The organism is Bradyrhizobium sp. 613_E4_N2_2 (assembly GCF_052075995.1).
Classification (GTDB): Bacteria; Pseudomonadota; Alphaproteobacteria; order Rhizobiales; family Xanthobacteraceae; genus Bradyrhizobium; species Bradyrhizobium barranii.
On sequence record NZ_CP197234.1, the window covers coordinates 6,005,745 to 6,020,078 of the forward strand.

Annotated in this window: 13 protein-coding genes; 7 read left to right on the forward strand and 6 right to left on the reverse strand. The window is 60.3% G+C overall.

All coding sequences use genetic code 11. The features are described 5' to 3' along the window. Positions 1 to 47: 47 nt before the first annotated feature. Positions 48 to 728, reverse strand: coding sequence for a response regulator transcription factor (locus AB7290_RS28900; protein WP_085401050.1), 681 nt, complete (start codon positions 726 to 728; stop codon positions 48 to 50). A gap of 489 nt (positions 729 to 1,217) precedes the next feature. Between AB7290_RS28900 and AB7290_RS28905 the strand changes: the two genes are divergently transcribed. Continuing rightward, positions 1,218 to 1,466, forward strand: coding sequence for a hypothetical protein (locus tag AB7290_RS28905; RefSeq protein WP_071915339.1), 249 nt, complete (start codon positions 1,218 to 1,220; stop codon positions 1,464 to 1,466). Between the two features lie 289 nt (positions 1,467 to 1,755). Continuing rightward, a complete protein-coding gene (locus AB7290_RS28910) occupies positions 1,756 to 2,154 on the forward strand; it encodes a hypothetical protein (protein ID WP_085401031.1) in 399 nt (132 codons plus the stop codon). 120 nt (positions 2,155 to 2,274) lie between these two features. Here AB7290_RS28910 and AB7290_RS28915 read toward each other — a convergent pair whose 3' ends face one another. From AB7290_RS28915 to AB7290_RS28925, 3 genes are all read right to left on the reverse strand, one after another. After that, complete coding sequence (locus tag AB7290_RS28915) at positions 2,275 to 2,475, reverse strand: hypothetical protein (RefSeq protein ID WP_063984312.1); 201 nt, start codon at positions 2,473 to 2,475, stop codon at positions 2,275 to 2,277. A 513-nt stretch (positions 2,476 to 2,988) separates the two neighbouring features. Beyond that, positions 2,989 to 4,812 carry a glutamine--fructose-6-phosphate transaminase (isomerizing) gene (gene glmS, locus AB7290_RS28920; RefSeq protein ID WP_085401027.1) on the reverse strand — a complete coding sequence of 608 codons (1,824 nt, stop codon included), beginning with the start codon at positions 4,810 to 4,812 and terminating at the stop codon, positions 2,989 to 2,991. A 300-nt stretch (positions 4,813 to 5,112) separates the two neighbouring features. Continuing rightward, complete coding sequence (locus AB7290_RS28925) at positions 5,113 to 6,099, reverse strand: aldo/keto reductase (protein ID WP_244623237.1); 987 nt, start codon at positions 6,097 to 6,099, stop codon at positions 5,113 to 5,115. A gap of 376 nt (positions 6,100 to 6,475) precedes the next feature. Here AB7290_RS28925 and AB7290_RS28930 point away from each other — a divergent pair, with 376 nt between their 5' ends. Both AB7290_RS28930 and AB7290_RS28935 read left to right on the forward strand, forming a co-directional pair. Next, entirely contained in the window at positions 6,476 to 7,483 is a 1,008-nt protein-coding gene (locus tag AB7290_RS28930; protein WP_085401022.1) for an NAD-dependent epimerase, read from the forward strand. A gap of 389 nt (positions 7,484 to 7,872) precedes the next feature. Next, complete coding sequence (locus AB7290_RS28935; protein ID WP_028147263.1) at positions 7,873 to 8,109, forward strand: DUF6894 family protein; 237 nt, start codon at positions 7,873 to 7,875, stop codon at positions 8,107 to 8,109. A gap of 115 nt (positions 8,110 to 8,224) precedes the next feature. Here the strand turns inward: AB7290_RS28935 and AB7290_RS28940 are convergent, their stop codons facing one another. After that, the gene (locus AB7290_RS28940; RefSeq protein WP_075019340.1) at positions 8,225 to 8,917 is read right to left on the reverse strand and encodes a LuxR C-terminal-related transcriptional regulator; all 693 of its coding nucleotides are present in this window, start codon (positions 8,915 to 8,917) and stop codon (positions 8,225 to 8,227) included. A 582-nt stretch (positions 8,918 to 9,499) separates the two neighbouring features. Between AB7290_RS28940 and AB7290_RS28945 the strand changes: the two genes are divergently transcribed. Next, complete coding sequence (locus tag AB7290_RS28945) at positions 9,500 to 10,306, forward strand: LuxR C-terminal-related transcriptional regulator (protein WP_085401020.1); 807 nt, start codon at positions 9,500 to 9,502, stop codon at positions 10,304 to 10,306. Positions 10,307 to 10,620: 314 nt separating this feature from the next. Beyond that, positions 10,621 to 11,868 carry a hypothetical protein gene (locus AB7290_RS28950; RefSeq protein ID WP_085401018.1) on the forward strand — a complete coding sequence of 416 codons (1,248 nt, stop codon included), beginning with the start codon at positions 10,621 to 10,623 and terminating at the stop codon, positions 11,866 to 11,868. Between the two features lie 18 nt (positions 11,869 to 11,886). Here the strand turns inward: AB7290_RS28950 and AB7290_RS28955 are convergent, their stop codons facing one another. After that, positions 11,887 to 12,885, reverse strand: coding sequence for a glycosyltransferase family 2 protein (locus AB7290_RS28955; protein ID WP_085401016.1), 999 nt, complete (start codon positions 12,883 to 12,885; stop codon positions 11,887 to 11,889). A 370-nt stretch (positions 12,886 to 13,255) separates the two neighbouring features. On the opposite strand from AB7290_RS28955, the gene AB7290_RS28960 reads away from it, so the two are divergent. Continuing rightward, positions 13,256 to 14,161 (forward strand): FkbM family methyltransferase, encoded by a 906-nt coding sequence (locus AB7290_RS28960; RefSeq protein WP_231144508.1) that lies wholly within the window; start codon positions 13,256 to 13,258, stop codon positions 14,159 to 14,161. Positions 14,162 to 14,334 lie beyond the last annotated feature (173 nt).

Genomic DNA, 14,334 nt, shown 5'->3' on the forward strand with positions numbered 1-14,334 from the left:
CTGTATTCGTCCGAGATTTGCTCCGCGAGCCCCTGGGTTTCGCGTCTCTATGCGCGCGAACGCAGAATGAAGCCGGAGCCGCGAACATTGTGGATGAGCTGCGCATCGCCGGGACCATCGACCTTGTGGCGCAGCCGGCCCATATGCACGTCGATCAGATTCGTCGTTGCCGGAACGAACTTGTAGTTCCAGACCTCTTCGAGCAGCATCGCGCGCGTGAGCAACTGATCGCTCCGGCGCATCATGTATTCGAGCAGGCGAAACTCACGCGGCAACAGATCGATCTCGCGCTCGTCCCGTCGCGCGGTCCGCTCGATCAGGTCGAGCTCCAGCGGCCCGACATGCAACGTGGTCTCGCGGCTGTCCATCGGACGGCGCAACAACGCCTCTATGCGTGCGACGAGCTCGATGATCGCGAACGGCTTGGTGAGATAGTCGTCTCCCCCCATACGCAATCCGCGCACCCGATCGTCCACGGCGCCGAGCGCACTCAGAACCAGCACCGGCGTCCCGACCCGATCCTTGCGCAAGGCCTCGATCACGGTCAGCCCGTCCATTCCGGGCAGCATGCGATCGACGATCATGGCATCCGGACACGCCGCGCGCGCCCGATCGAGACCGTCGACGCCGTCAGGGGCCCATTGGACCTCAAAACCGCGATCGGCGAGTTCGGCGACGATCACCTCGGCGGTTTCGGCATCATCTTCGATCAGAAGAATCCGCGTCATGATCCTGCTCCCACGTTCTGCGAGGCGTTTCGGCCTGCGGCGGAGGAGCACGGGCTCGGCGGTCCGGAGCGTCATGTTCAACGCCCGCCCGCTCTGAACGCGCGGCGCCGCGCCAGCCTGCCATAGGCCACTCGTTGTCTGACGAGATAGTCCTGCGGAGAATGGGGCACCACTAAATAGCGATTCAGGAAGCGTGCCGTCTCCGTCGCCAACAGGGCTAGCGCGATGGCCATACGTCTCGCTGTCGTCGTGATCATCTTCCGCCTCCATTCTGAACTGCGCTTTCATGAACATATGCCCGCGATGCGCTTCCCGTTACTCTCAAGGCAACGGATGTTGCGCATTCGCACGATCGTGCTTGCAACGCCGCGTCGGCTCACAGGCCGTTGAAATCCGGTGAGCAATTCGTGCATTTGGACAATGCCCGGCCGTCCATACGTTGATGGGGAGCCGCTTGGTCGGCCTGATGTCATCAAAGGAGAAGCCGAAATGACCACTCTCAAACTCTTGTCGACGGGATTGATTGCAGCCGCCGTGCTCGGGGGACCCGTCATGGCGCGCGAGCACCATTCCGTCATGCGACAGCCCGCGATGACAACCGATACGGCCGCACCGGATGCGCCCTTCTATCAGCAGGGAGGCCGCGTCTGCGTTCCTGCGCCGCGCGTCGGCGCTTTCGCGACGGCGCCGTGGACCGGCAACAACGTGCCTTGCGAGCCCGGCACGGGCAGCTTCTGATCACGGCATTTCCCTGGCCGGCCGGGCGCCTCGGTCGGCCGCTCCTCATCGAACGACGGGGGCGGGCCGGAACGTTCAGCCCGCCCCTTTGTGGGCCGCGGCCCCCGCGGCAGGGTCAACTTCCCTACCGGTGCGCCTCGTTCCTGAAGTCGAATTTAGTGGGATTGCCGCGCATCGCTCCTACCTCTCCTTTCATCACGAGCCTTGTCATCAGGAGCTTTTGGCGACGGCACGACGCGGAAGCGGACTGCATGGATGACCAGGCAGATCGACACGAAAGGAGTGTCCCATGAAACGAGCAATCATGATTTTGGCAACGGCGGCGCTTGCCTCGACCCTGGCCATCGGAGCGGCCGAGGCGCACGGCGGTGGCGGCGGCGGCGGCCACGGTGGTGGCTTTGGCGGCGGCGGCCACGCCAGTTTTGGCGGTGGTGGCTTTGGCGGCGGACATATGGGCTTCGGCGGCGGCGGCGCGCATTTCGGCGGCATGGCGCGTGATGGAGGCTTTGGCGGCGAACATCTCGGATTCGGCGGTCATGCCGGCAACGGCGGCATCGGCCTGCGCCAACATGCGTTCCACCGCTTTGGTCACGATCGACCCGGATACGGATTCTACGGCGCCTATCCAGATTGCTACGATTGGTACGAGCTGCACCCCGACCAGCCGTTGCCGCTGAGCTGCAGCTAGTCTGCACACACGGCGCTCCGCCGTCGGTCCAGACCTACCGCGGAGGTTGCGGTCCCGGCCCGCTCACGACTTGGCCGAGCCTGGCTCGGCCATTTTGCGATGCTGGTTTGCCAGCAAGCTCTAGGAGGGGCGGAAGCCCGGAGGCATCGTTCGCCAGACTTTGTCTTTGAGGCAATAGGCACGGGCGCCCTCGGGAATATCTTCGGCGGCGCCGCCCTCATGTTGCTCGTAAAGGAGCGCCGGGAACAGCCTCCCTTTGATCACCTTAATCATATCACCACGTCGAATGTCCGCGCCGGCCGTTCCCGTCAAAACCGACATGATCCCTCGCGAAGCGCACGTAGCATGCCAAACGAGCTCGTCGACCGGACGGGCTTGCCTGAAGCTATCTCGAAGCGGAACGGTCTTCCAATAACCCGAAAGGACTACTCCCTGAACGGGCTGCCCTTGCCGCCTGATGCCGAAGAGTCTGCGAGGATCCGGCTGCGGAGCGCGCGCAAGGCGGCTGGTTCTGAGGAGTTGTGTATCTCAAGTCCGAGCCGCATCGCCCCCGAGACGACCCACTCGCTTCGTCGGATGGAAGCAGCCTCCAGGACCTAGCTCGTTTCTTGGCAGCAGCGGCCCCGCCAACGCGGTTACAATATAGCGGGGCCGCCTGCCCTGCGGACGTCGGTGCTTAACCTGGGCCCGAAGGCCACCAGATTTTACCCCGAGCCGCTGAGAACGCGGATTGGTCGAAAGAGGCACCCATTTCGGAGCGTCCCGGTCTGTCAGACCAGCATCCTGCTTTCGACAGCACCTCTTTCTGAAGCGGAAGTGGCGCGACCGGACCGGCTATTCGACGGTCACGGACTTCGCGAGATTCCGCGGCTGGTCCACGTCGGTCCCCATAATCGCGGCACTGTGATAGGCAAGGAGCTGTAGCGGCACCGCGAGAGCCAGCGGCGCCACGATCGGGGGCATATCCGGTAAGGCCAGGACCGAGCAACCACTGGACGCGGCGAGTGAAGCACCTCTCTCGTCGGTCAAGAGGATGATGCGGCCCCCACGGGCGATCACCTCCTGCATGTTCGACATGGTCTTTTCGAACGTCGCGTCGTACGGCGCAATGACGATGACCGGCAGGCCCTTGTCGATCAGCGCGATTGGTCCATGTTTGAGCTCACCGGCCGCATAGCCCTCTGCGTGAATGTAAGTGACCTCCTTGAGCTTGAGGGCACCCTCCAATGCCAGCGGATAATTGGTGCCCCGGCCTATGAACAGAGCGTCTCTGGCCCTGGCGATCTCACGCGCGAGCTCATGGACTTTCGGCTCCAGTTCGAGCGCGCGCGCCATATAGCCTGGAATCTCGGCAAGGGCCCGGACGAGTGATCGCTCGTCTTCGGCCGAGAGCACACCGCGACTACGACCGGCAGCGATTGCAATGCAGAGCAAGATTGCCAGCTGACAGGTGAACGCCTTTGTCGATGCGACCCCTATTTCCGGACCGGCCAATGTGGGCATTACGATGTGGCTCGAACGAGCCATCGTCGAGGTTTGCACGTTGACGACAGAGAGAATACGCTGGCCGTGGGTCTTGGCGAACTCCAACGAAGCGAGCGTGTCGGCCGTTTCGCCGGATTGCGACACGAAAATCGCCAGATTGCCCGCGCCAAACGGAACATCGCGATAGCGGAACTCCGAAGCAATATCGATCTCGACCGGGAGCTTGGCGTAGCGCTCGAACCAGTACTTCGCAATCAGACCGGCGTAGAAGGAGGTCCCGCAAGCTACAATCGACACGCGATCGACTGTCCCGAAGTCCACATCCACGCCTGCCGGCAACCTGATCCTCCCGTCGGGCGCGATATATTGCGCAAGCGTCTGCCCAACCACCTTCGGCTGTTCGTGAATCTCCTTCGCCATGAAGTGGCGATGCTCGCCCTTGTGAACAATCACGGCGGCACCAGCGATTTTGGCCGACGTACGGCGCAGGCGCGCGCCGTTCACGTCGATAAACTCGATCTGCTCTCGGGTCACAACGGCGAGATCGCCGTCCTCAAGGTAGGCGACAATATCCGTCAGAGGCGCGAGCGCCATCGCATCCGACCCCAGGAACATTTCGCCGCAACCGTAGCCGACAGCAAGCGGCGAGCCCTTTCGGGCACCGATCAGGAGATTGTCGTGCCCCTCGAACAGGAAGGCGAGCGCGAACGTTCCGCTCAAGCGCGGGAGCACCTTACGCACCGCTGCGACCGGCTCGTATCCGTTCTTCCGCTCGCGGCTAACGAGATGCGCAACCACTTCGGAGTCGGTTTCGGTCGCAAAATGTGCACCGGCCGCTTTGAGATCATTGCGCAACTCTCGATGGTTTTCGATGATCCCATTGTGCACGATCGCCACACCATCAACCATGTGAGGATGCGCATTCGTCTCATCGGGACGGCCGTGCGTTGCCCAGCGGGTGTGACCAATTCCGATCCGCCCGGCAAGCGGCTCCAAGTCGAGCCGACTCTTGAGGTTCACGAGCTTTCCGACCGCACGACGTCGCGTCAGCAAACCGTCCTCGAGAGTGGCAATACCGGCTGAGTCATATCCGCGATATTCAAGCCGCTTCAGCGCATCCAAAAGAAGAGCAGAGGCTGGGCCCCGCCCGACGACACCAACAATTCCGCACATGGCCTCTCTCCGAGCAACTACCAACGGCCCCGCGAAGCGCGCCGCCAGGCGCAACCGCGATCGCGGGCAATCTCCTAACGCGACGGCATCGGCCTGGCCCCCTCACCTTTGGCCTGCCCTGCTGCGCATGCTTCGGCGAGACGCTCAAGCTAGCCGCCTCCCGGCCGCCCGCGCGCCTGTCGAATATCGTCGACAACATTGGCGAGTAGTATCGTGGGACGCGAATTCTAGCACGCGCAGCCGCCGATTGTATGATGATGACGGAGTAGACCTCATACCCATAAGCTCCGCACTTGATCGCTACACCGACGCACGCATGACCAATCGTTCGGTTTGCCGCGGCCCGTTCGAGAGCTCGGCGACGATGCGATTGAGCTGATGAAGCGCCGGGATTTGCGCTGACCGGCGCAGATTGAACGCGAGATGCTCTTTCCGAAACATCGAAAACAGTGAGACTCCTGTAGAGTTCGTTGCCAGCGCGTAATCCACGACGAAGGCAGCAGCGATCTCGGTGAGGTCGCCCCGGTATCCCATCTCGTAAAGGCCGTTCAGTATTTCCTTCTCCGATCCCAGCCTCGCGACAAGCGGATCGACGCTCGAGAATGATCCATACGTGACAAACGTCCTGCGCCGCGCAATCTCCGTCGATCTCTGAAGATTCGGCTCGAGCGGATTATTCGCGATCTGTATCAGCCGATATGGTAGAGATTCATGGAGGTCGTCAATTCCGCCCTCGTTATTGCCCGCAATCGAAATTGCGCGGGCTTTCCCGTCCTGAACGATGCGCTCGACCGCTCGAATGATGTCTTCGCGAACGACCTCTTCGCGGGTGGGACGGTGGAGAGCAAGCACATCTACATAATCCGTGCGAAGTCGCCTCAGGCTATCCTCGATGCTCGTCCTGATCAGCTCGGCCGATAGCGGCACTTTGAAGGGCTTCGACTTCATTGCGGAGAGGCGCGGTTGGATCCCGGGAAACACCGCAAGAGCGGCGCGCGCTATCGGCTTCAGGATCCGCTTAACGGCGGAGGTATCACGCGGGCGCATCCCGACCTTTGTGCAGATATAGACGCTGCCGCGCTTCCCTGATGCGAATTTGCCCCAGATCGACTCGGCCATCCCATCGCCATACGAAGGCGCCACGTCGTACCAGGTTATTCCGGCGTCGTATGCGCGCTCGAGCCCCTCGGTCCCCCTGCGAGCCCCAACGCGCCCTCCGAGCGACGCGCAGCCGAAACCGATGCTCGATACATTCGCGCCGAGAGCATCAACACGGACCATCTTCATCGCAAACACCCCTGACCACGCCGTTTGCGCTCAAGTCACCGACGTCGATCGTTCGACAGCGCGTACTCCAAGCCGACGGCCACGTCGGGCAAGCCCGCCGCTGAAACAACTCTGCAGGTTTGCCTGGCTTCATCTTCATGCAAATGGATGATGACGCGGTTCGCTCGGACATTAAATACGCTACGCCCCTGGAATTTGAGGACAGCGGCGAGGATGCACGGAGTAACCCGTTCGAGCGGCTGCTGGCAGCTCGGCTCCGCCGCCATCGTCAGGTGCGCTCATTTGCGCAATCGAGATGCGGCGCGATTGAGAGCTAACTTTCTGCGATCGATGGCGCCTTTTTCGCCGTTCGAACTCCATCTAACTTGGACAGCGAATGTCATCTCGCTCAGAGCAAGTTGCCGACGACGTCCTGGTGACCGGAGCTGCTGGCTTCATCGGTTTTCATGTTGCACGTCGACTGCTCGATGAAGGGCGTCGTGTCGTCGGATTGGACAACATCAACAGCTACTACGATCCCGCCTTGAAGCGCGCGCGTCTCGACATTCTGCGCCGCGATCCGCGTTTTTCCTTCGTGCAGATCGATCTTGGACATCGGTCGACGATGGCCGAGTTGTTCGCAAAACATCGTTTTGCGAGAGTGGTCCATTTGGCCGCTCAGGCCGGCGTCCGGCATTCGATCGATCAGCCGCACGCTTATGTCGACGCCAATCTTGAGGGGTTCCTCAACGTCCTCGAAGGCTGCAGGCATAACGCCTGTGGTCATTTGATCTACGCATCATCATCGTCCGTGTACGGCGCCAATGCCGAGTTACCATTTTCGACCCGGCATAGGGCCGACCACCCCGTCAGCCTCTATGCCGCGACGAAGAAAGCCAACGAGCTGATGGCCCATTCTTACAGCCACCTGTACCGGCTCCCGGTCACCGGCTTACGGTTCTTTACGATCTACGGCCCGTGGGGCCGGCCCGACATGGCGATATTCCTGTTCGCCGACGCGATCGTCAAAGGCAAGCCGATCAAGCTCTTCAACCATGGCCGGATGCGGCGCGACTTCACCTATGTCGACGACGTCACTCGCGTCATCTCGCGGCTGATCGAGCGCGCTCCGGAGGACAACGCCGATGCGGCGGGCGCACCGGCCAAGCTCTACAATGTAGGCAATAACCGCCCGGAAGCGCTGATGCACGTCCTCGAATTGATCGAGAAAGAGCTGGGACGAACCACGGCGAAGGAAATGCTGCCAATGCAGCCTGGGGATGTTCCGGAAACGTTTGCCGACGTTGGCGATCTCATGCGCGATACCGGGTTTTCGCCCTCCACCCCTATCGAAACCGGCATATCCAATTTCGTCCGCTGGTATCGCGACTACTACCGGATATGATTTTTCGAGATCATCTCCCCAAGGGTCAAACCGTCCGCTCCCGAGCGATCGGCGTATCGGTTGCAATTTCTGCGCGGCGGTGATGGACGACCAGGCGGGACTTGCGAAAAGAGCGCGGCCCCGGCGGGGGCATTGGGGATTCGCAGGGCCGGGGCCGCAACGCTGCGCCGAAGTGGGCTCCGTCGACGCAACATCATCGTAGTCCTCGAGAAGCAATTGTTCATTCTGAATTCGTGATCATAGAGATCAACGTCGGGGTACCCATCAATGATGATTGAGCCCTCCTAGAATAGCCGCTTGCTATGCGCGCCCCTGCGATGCGAAATCTCGACCGTGATGCGGGGGGCTCGCTGCAGTCATCGGAATGTTCGCGTTGTCCGGAGACATCCATGCCGCGGTATTTCTTTCATATCCACGACGGTCATTCAGTGCTCGACGATGTCGGACTTGATCTCCCCGACATTTCCGCGGCACGGACTACTGCGATCGAACTGAGCGGCGAGATCCTCAAGCACGACGTGATGGACCCACTCCTGCATTACATTTCCTGGCAGGTGGAAGTCAGCGACAGCCCCGAGCTTGGCGGCCGGTCGCTGTTCGTTCTTCAGTTCTCCATCGAGGGATAAGAGACCGAAAACGCAGCTCTGCCGGCGCTTGCGCAATCTGAAGGTGCAATAGTCGCTCGGCTGGGCTTCGGCGAAATGCCCGCATATCGCACTGCAAACAGTGCGATATGATGTCTTAGCGCTCCCCGGGCACCGGATCCGATCCAGCATGCGCCGGTTTGTCCTGCGCCGAATTGGCGCGGTCATCCTGCGAGATGGCGAGGGCAGCAAGCGCAGTGCGATTGCCGATTTCAAGCTTCTGGAAAATGTTGTGGAGGTGAACCTTGATGGTGCCATCCGCAATGTTGAGCCGGCGGCCGATTTCCTTGTTGGACAGGCCACGAGAGACCAGGCGCATGATCTGCCGCTCGCGCTCGGTGAGCACCGCGAGCGCACTTTCCGGATTCGGACTCTGCTCGCGAGGCGCGGCCTGATCGGTGGGTGATAACGGAACAACGGTCTGGCCGTTGGCAATGTCTCGCAAGCCTTGCACCACGGCTTGGCCTGTCATCTCCTTGAGAAGGACACTGTACCCGGCGGGGGCGCCCGCCAACACAAGATCATAGTCCTCGCTGGGCGCGAAGAACACAAACCGCGTTGGTCGGCTGTCCGAATGGCTGAGCGAATTGTTCATCAGCGCGGTCAGCTCCGGCATTGCCGCATCCATGATCGCTATGTCGGGCGCAAGCGTCAAAATTGCCTGGATGCAACTCGCAGCATCGCCGCAGGATGCAACGACCTCAAAATCGGATTCTGAACCGAGAACACTTGCGAGACCCTGCAAAACCATTGGGTGTCGGTCTGCAATCACTACAGTCGCACGACGCATCGGGCGCTCCCTAACCTGCCGCCCCCAAAATTCCCGCGATTGAAGCTACAGGCCCCCGCCCTTGCCGCTCCAACATCAATTGATCACCAACAAATAAACTTCGAGCAATTCCCTAAAGTATCATTTGGCGTAGCGGACCCATGAGGCAAATAACCGCACGAGTCTGTGATCGCAATATACATCAAGTTCGCCGGATCAAAGGGCCGTATGAACCCGGTGGTCTCGGCTCACAACCGCTGGAGAGCGGTCTTGCCACTTGGCAAGTTCGAAAGCATCGCGATGGAGCAAGGCTTTCGCGAACGGATTCACCCGCTCAGGGCGAACATTCAAAGGTTGAATCAGTATTCTCTTTCGCCCCCAAGTCAATCTCCGACGACCATTCACCAACAGCTTGGGGACCCATCGGCCTATAACGAAAGGTATATAGGCAAAATCGAAAGATCGAATCTAACCTTCAGCAATTATTAACTAAACGGCGCCCGACTTCTGTAAATCAGAAAAAACGGGCTATGCAATGCTTTGTTCCTTTTCCTGCGTGTTTTTCATTCAAGTTGTGTCATTGCGTTGGTTGCGGAGGGTAAGATGAGGAGGCGGCAATCCTGCAAAGTTGTTTTGATCGGACGAAACATTTTGCTGCGAGAGGGAATTTCTCAAATACTGCATGCGGCAGATTTTCAAATTGCGGTGTCGGCCTCGAGCACCGATGAAATTACAAGCACACTCCAGGCACATCAGCAGCTCCTGTTTGTGATTATCCACAGCACCGGCGAATTCGATGCAGCCATGAAGCACATCGGATTTGTAAGAGAGAACTATCCGGATGCGCGCGTAGCGATCGTTTCGGACCACTACCGGCCGGATGAGTTGATCGCGGCCTACAAGGCCGGCGCCAGCGGCTATTTCGTCGACGTCAATTCATGCGACGCTTTCATCAAGTCCATCGAACTCGTGACGATGGGCGAGACGGTGTTTCCACCGGCTTTCCTGTCATTCGTGCTCGATAGCGGTTTCGATCGCGAGCCTCAGCTTCAGCCAGTGATCGAAGAGCGATCAAATCTCCTCGTTGCGGCCGAAGAACGGATAGCACCTCATCTGTCACCGCGAGAGCGGGCGATTCTCTCCTATCTGATCGAGGGCAATTCCAACAAGTGCATTGCGCGAAAGATCGATATTGCCGAGGCGACCGTGAAGGTTCACGTCAAGGCGATCCTGCGCAAGATACGGGTCCAGAACAGGACGCAGGCCGCAATTTGGGGAATGAACAACGGGTCACTGGTGCGGGTCTCGAATGGTCACGCGCTGCCGTTGTCAATCGATCGGGAACCTACGCTCAGCCTCGTGTCAAGCGACCGCGGACGTCACGAAATCGGCGCCGCAGAGCCGGACTAGCCTGGCGGATCGGCCTGACGCCCATCAAGCCCTCAACAAATGCCGGGCGGCGCCTATACGCGCCGCCCAGCTAACCGCGCCGGACTGATCTATCGATCGAGAGGATCAGAACCTGCCCGTGGAGCGGCAACATTTCGTGGGGCGTCTCCTGCATTCAAATGATGCGCGCTGGGACCGAGCGGCTAGAACGCATCGTCGAACCAATAGTCCTGGTCCCCGCAGGAGCCTGGTGACCGGCAAGCATCGAACCTTGTATCGATCGCTTGCCCACCCGGATGATCCGAGCCCCCTGCTTGCCATGGAGCAAGATACGGATGTCTCCGCCCCTCTACACGCGAATTGGCCTGGCCGGCGCCGTGGCCGTCGTGCTTGCATTGGCGGGCATCGCCGCCGCACAGACGCTTGCAAAGACCAAGCTGACTACTGCCAGCAGCATGAACTTGCCCGATTATCTCGTTCCGGTCACCGATCCCGACACCGGCGCCACGATCGTCCGGATAACAACCCCGGGGCCCTTGGGCGCTGGCCTGGCCTGCCAACGAGCCTATTGCACCCACCGATATTCGAGCGCGCAGGCCTGGAACGCAGACCAGACTCTGCTTCTGATCGCCAACGGTTGTAACGGGCTCTGCTTTCTGGACGGACGGACATACGTTCCGCTGTTCCGCCGGCAGCGTGAAGACGAGTGCGAATGGCACCCGCGCGATCCCGAGCGCATGATATGCGTGATCGGGCGCAAGATCTCGCTCTGGACGCCGCGAACCAATGCCGAAGAGATCATGCTGATGGCCGAGGGCTATCGCGGCCTTCAGTTCGGACCGGGCAAGGGCAATCCCTCTCAGGATGGCCGGCGCATCGCCGTGCGGGGCACGCGCGCCGACGGCGTCGTCGTCGCATTCGCGTTTGACCTCGTGAGCCGACAGAAGTTTCCGGATATCGAGGTGGGGAAACTGCCCGGGCGAGACGGCGTTTGCGAGATATCTGCCCTGGGCAGCTACATCAGATGCAGCCGCTGGGTCGACGGAAAGGATGAGGCATTCATCTATACCGTCGCAGGCGATCTGGTGCAGAGCTGGACCGAACATCATCGTCCGAGTCATGGCGACATGGCCGTGGACACAGACGGACGCGAGATATACGTCGGAATCAGCAAAGCTGATCCCGACATATACCAGGTGATCAAGCGCCGGCTGGATGACGGCGTGGTTACCGCCCTTGCTCCGCGTGGAGAGGCCTCGCATGCGTCCACGCGCGCGATCCACTGGCCCGGCTGGGTGATTCTAAGCTATGGCGGCGATCCAGCCGAGATCGCCCAGCTACCAAAGTTTGCGCCCTTCGCTCGGGAAGTCATTGCTCTGCGAATTGACGGCAGTGGCGAATTCCGACGCATTGCGTACACACGCAACGTCCCGCATGACTACTGGAGCGAGACTCACGGCTCGCCGTCGCCTGACGGTTCCCAGGTGATCTGGTCGAGCAATTGGGGGGTAGCGGGCGGCCCCGTGTTCGACTTCGTAACACGTCTCGATGCCCCCGATCGGACCAGCGCCTTGTCCCGATAATGATCGGCGGCGGCTCCGTCAGGCGTGACCCACACGAGCTAATGAGCCCGCTGCCGATGTGCGCGCTCGCGCCCGGATCGCCTTGTTGGCTGCCTTGATAACCGAGGGACGCAGGATCTGGAGCGCATCCCGGATCGTCGCCCCCCAGGACTGGTGGCGAAATCTTCCGCGCAATCTTGCAACCCGCAATGCACGCACGACCGTCTCAGGATCCGGAAGCCCTCGCTTGTCCTCGACCAGGCTCCAGGTCAGATTCTTGAGATCAAGGGTCTCCTCATCGATCTGAGAGAACGATTTGGAAGCGGTAATGTTCGCGTGGTCCGTCATATCGTAGAAGATCAGGCCGTCGTCGATCGCCACCATGTCGCCATGACAGGCGAGGTCGACGAAGAACAGCTGGTCCACTCCCCACCGGATCGACTTGTAGTTTCGCATCAGACAACCCGCCTGGATGACCTCGCTGTTGATCAGCAGGGTCGACGGAACAATTCCCAGCACCCGGGTCTTGCCGACCAAATAGAGATCCGTCAGGCACTGCTGGCTCGAATACAGCGTGACCTGCCCTCCCCGACGGTATTTTATGCCTTCATCCTGAACGAGATGAGATGTGGAGGTCATGAACGCAGCGGCGGGATACGTCCTCGCCAATTCCGCAAAGGTCTCGAGCGATCCCGGCACCAGCCAGTCGTCGTCATGCAACACTTTGATCCAATGACCGCGGCATGCGAGCATTGCGCTGTTCGTATTCTCAACCTGGCCCCGTCCCCGGTGGTTCTGGACAATTCGAATACGGGAATCGCTCCGAGCGTATTCAGACAGAATGCTCCAACTGACGCCTTTGGGACCTTCGTCGTCGCTGATCACCATTTCCCAGTCGGCGTAGTTCTGCTGCAGCACGCTTTCAATCGTACGGCGTATCATATCCGGTCGACGGAAGGTTGGTATGGCCACCGAAATCATGGGGCGGGCGTCCGGATCTCGAATGCCCTCCGACCCGTCGTGCTGCAACAGGTTCATCGCTTTTCCCTCAAGCTCAGTTCATGTCATTCAAGCAGTCGACCCTGACGAACCCGCGATCCGCTCCGCAGAAAACCGACCTCATCGCGTTGCACCGTGTCCTTCTTGACAAGCAGTGAACGTCAAGACCGACCGAATTACACACGACGAACGCTAGGTAGCGGCATGGGACTGGTCATCCTTCATTCGCATGACGATGATCATCCCCAGACGCGAGGTCTCGAAGCGGTCAGCTAGGTCGGCAAGATCACGGCGGGACCGGGAGATCCAGAATCGAACGATCGATACCATCATGCAAATGAAGGATGGCCGGGCGCTCCGGTCAGCCTAGGCTCTGCCGAGCAGCTAACCGCTAGAGATGGGTGGCCCCTTGCACAAATTGCATCAACTGCTCGCTCGAATTCAAGAGGAGCCCGACAAGGCTCGATTCCTGCTATCGCGCGGACTGTGGGTGAGCGGACTGTGCCGCTTTATCACCTTCGGCTTTCCTGCCGGATACAGAATGCGTTTCTATCCCAGCTCCATGTCCGCAGGACTCTGGCGCAACCGGAACCTTCGCGCCGAAGACGCCGACTTCGTCGGATCTTACCTGCAGCCCGGAGAAACCTTCGTCGATGTCGGCGCAAATGTCGGACAGTTGAGCCTCGCGGCCGCTATGCGCGTTGCCCGGTCCGGACGAGTCATCGCTATCGAAGCACATCCGCGCATCTGCAAATACCTGCTGGGCAACATTCGCCTGAACGGATTGACCGTCGAGGTCCACAACACGGCGATCGGCAGCACGGAAGGCGAGCTCGTCTTCACGGACTTTCGGAGTGACGACATGAACTTCGCATGCGCTACTCCTCCGGCCGGCATCGCGGCGCTCCGAGTTCCAGTACGAACGCTCGATTCGATCGTCGGAAATCGGGCGATCGATCTCCTGAAGGTCGATGTCGAAGGGTTCGAAGTCGATCTTCTCAAGGGCGCCGCCCAGACCATTTCCAATTGCCGATGTCTGTACATAGAGGATTCTGAGCTCAACCTTCGGCGGGCCGGCACCTCGCGTGCGGAGCTGTATGACCGACTGACCGATCACGGGTTTGAGCTCTTCCATCTCAGGGCGGGACGACTGGAGCCGGCGTCTCCTGACGTACCCGGACCGGACGACGATAACCTTATCGCCGTCAGACCATCCGCCTTGTCGGATTTGCTCGCGCGGACCGGCCTTCGGCTTGCACAGCTCACGTCCCCATCGCCTGTAGATCGGCGTCTCCCGTCGGCGCGGCTTGCGTGAGCATCCATCATCCGCCCACAAGCCACGCGCATCACAGCTGGGTTCCGGCCCCACGATCGGGCTCCATGCGTCGTCTATTCCGCAAGCACGAGCTGTTCATGCAAACTCTCCTTCGATTCCGCGACACTTCAGTCAGCGTCATGCGAACGAATGATGGCGCGCACCCCTCTCCA

Coding starts and splice junctions, on each gene's coding strand:
- AB7290_RS28935 (WP_028147263.1), top strand. CDS start 7,873: ATGCCGCGGTATTTCTTTCATATCCACGACGGTCATTCAGTGCTCGAC.
- AB7290_RS28950 (WP_085401018.1), top strand. CDS start 10,621: ATGTCTCCGCCCCTCTACACGCGAATTGGCCTGGCCGGCGCCGTGGCC.
- AB7290_RS28940 (WP_075019340.1), bottom strand. CDS start 8,917: ATGCGTCGTGCGACTGTAGTGATTGCAGACCGACACCCAATGGTTTTG.
- AB7290_RS28900 (WP_085401050.1), bottom strand. CDS start 728: ATGACGCGGATTCTTCTGATCGAAGATGATGCCGAAACCGCCGAGGTG.
- AB7290_RS28905 (WP_071915339.1), top strand. CDS start 1,218: ATGACCACTCTCAAACTCTTGTCGACGGGATTGATTGCAGCCGCCGTG.
- AB7290_RS28915 (WP_063984312.1), bottom strand. CDS start 2,475: ATGTCGGTTTTGACGGGAACGGCCGGCGCGGACATTCGACGTGGTGAT.
- AB7290_RS28930 (WP_085401022.1), top strand. CDS start 6,476: ATGTCATCTCGCTCAGAGCAAGTTGCCGACGACGTCCTGGTGACCGGA.
- AB7290_RS28910 (WP_085401031.1), top strand. CDS start 1,756: ATGAAACGAGCAATCATGATTTTGGCAACGGCGGCGCTTGCCTCGACC.
- AB7290_RS28925 (WP_244623237.1), bottom strand. CDS start 6,099: ATGAAGATGGTCCGTGTTGATGCTCTCGGCGCGAATGTATCGAGCATC.
- glmS (WP_085401027.1), bottom strand. CDS start 4,812: ATGTGCGGAATTGTTGGTGTCGTCGGGCGGGGCCCAGCCTCTGCTCTT.
- AB7290_RS28955 (WP_085401016.1), bottom strand. CDS start 12,885: ATGAACCTGTTGCAGCACGACGGGTCGGAGGGCATTCGAGATCCGGAC.
- AB7290_RS28945 (WP_085401020.1), top strand. CDS start 9,500: ATGAGGAGGCGGCAATCCTGCAAAGTTGTTTTGATCGGACGAAACATT.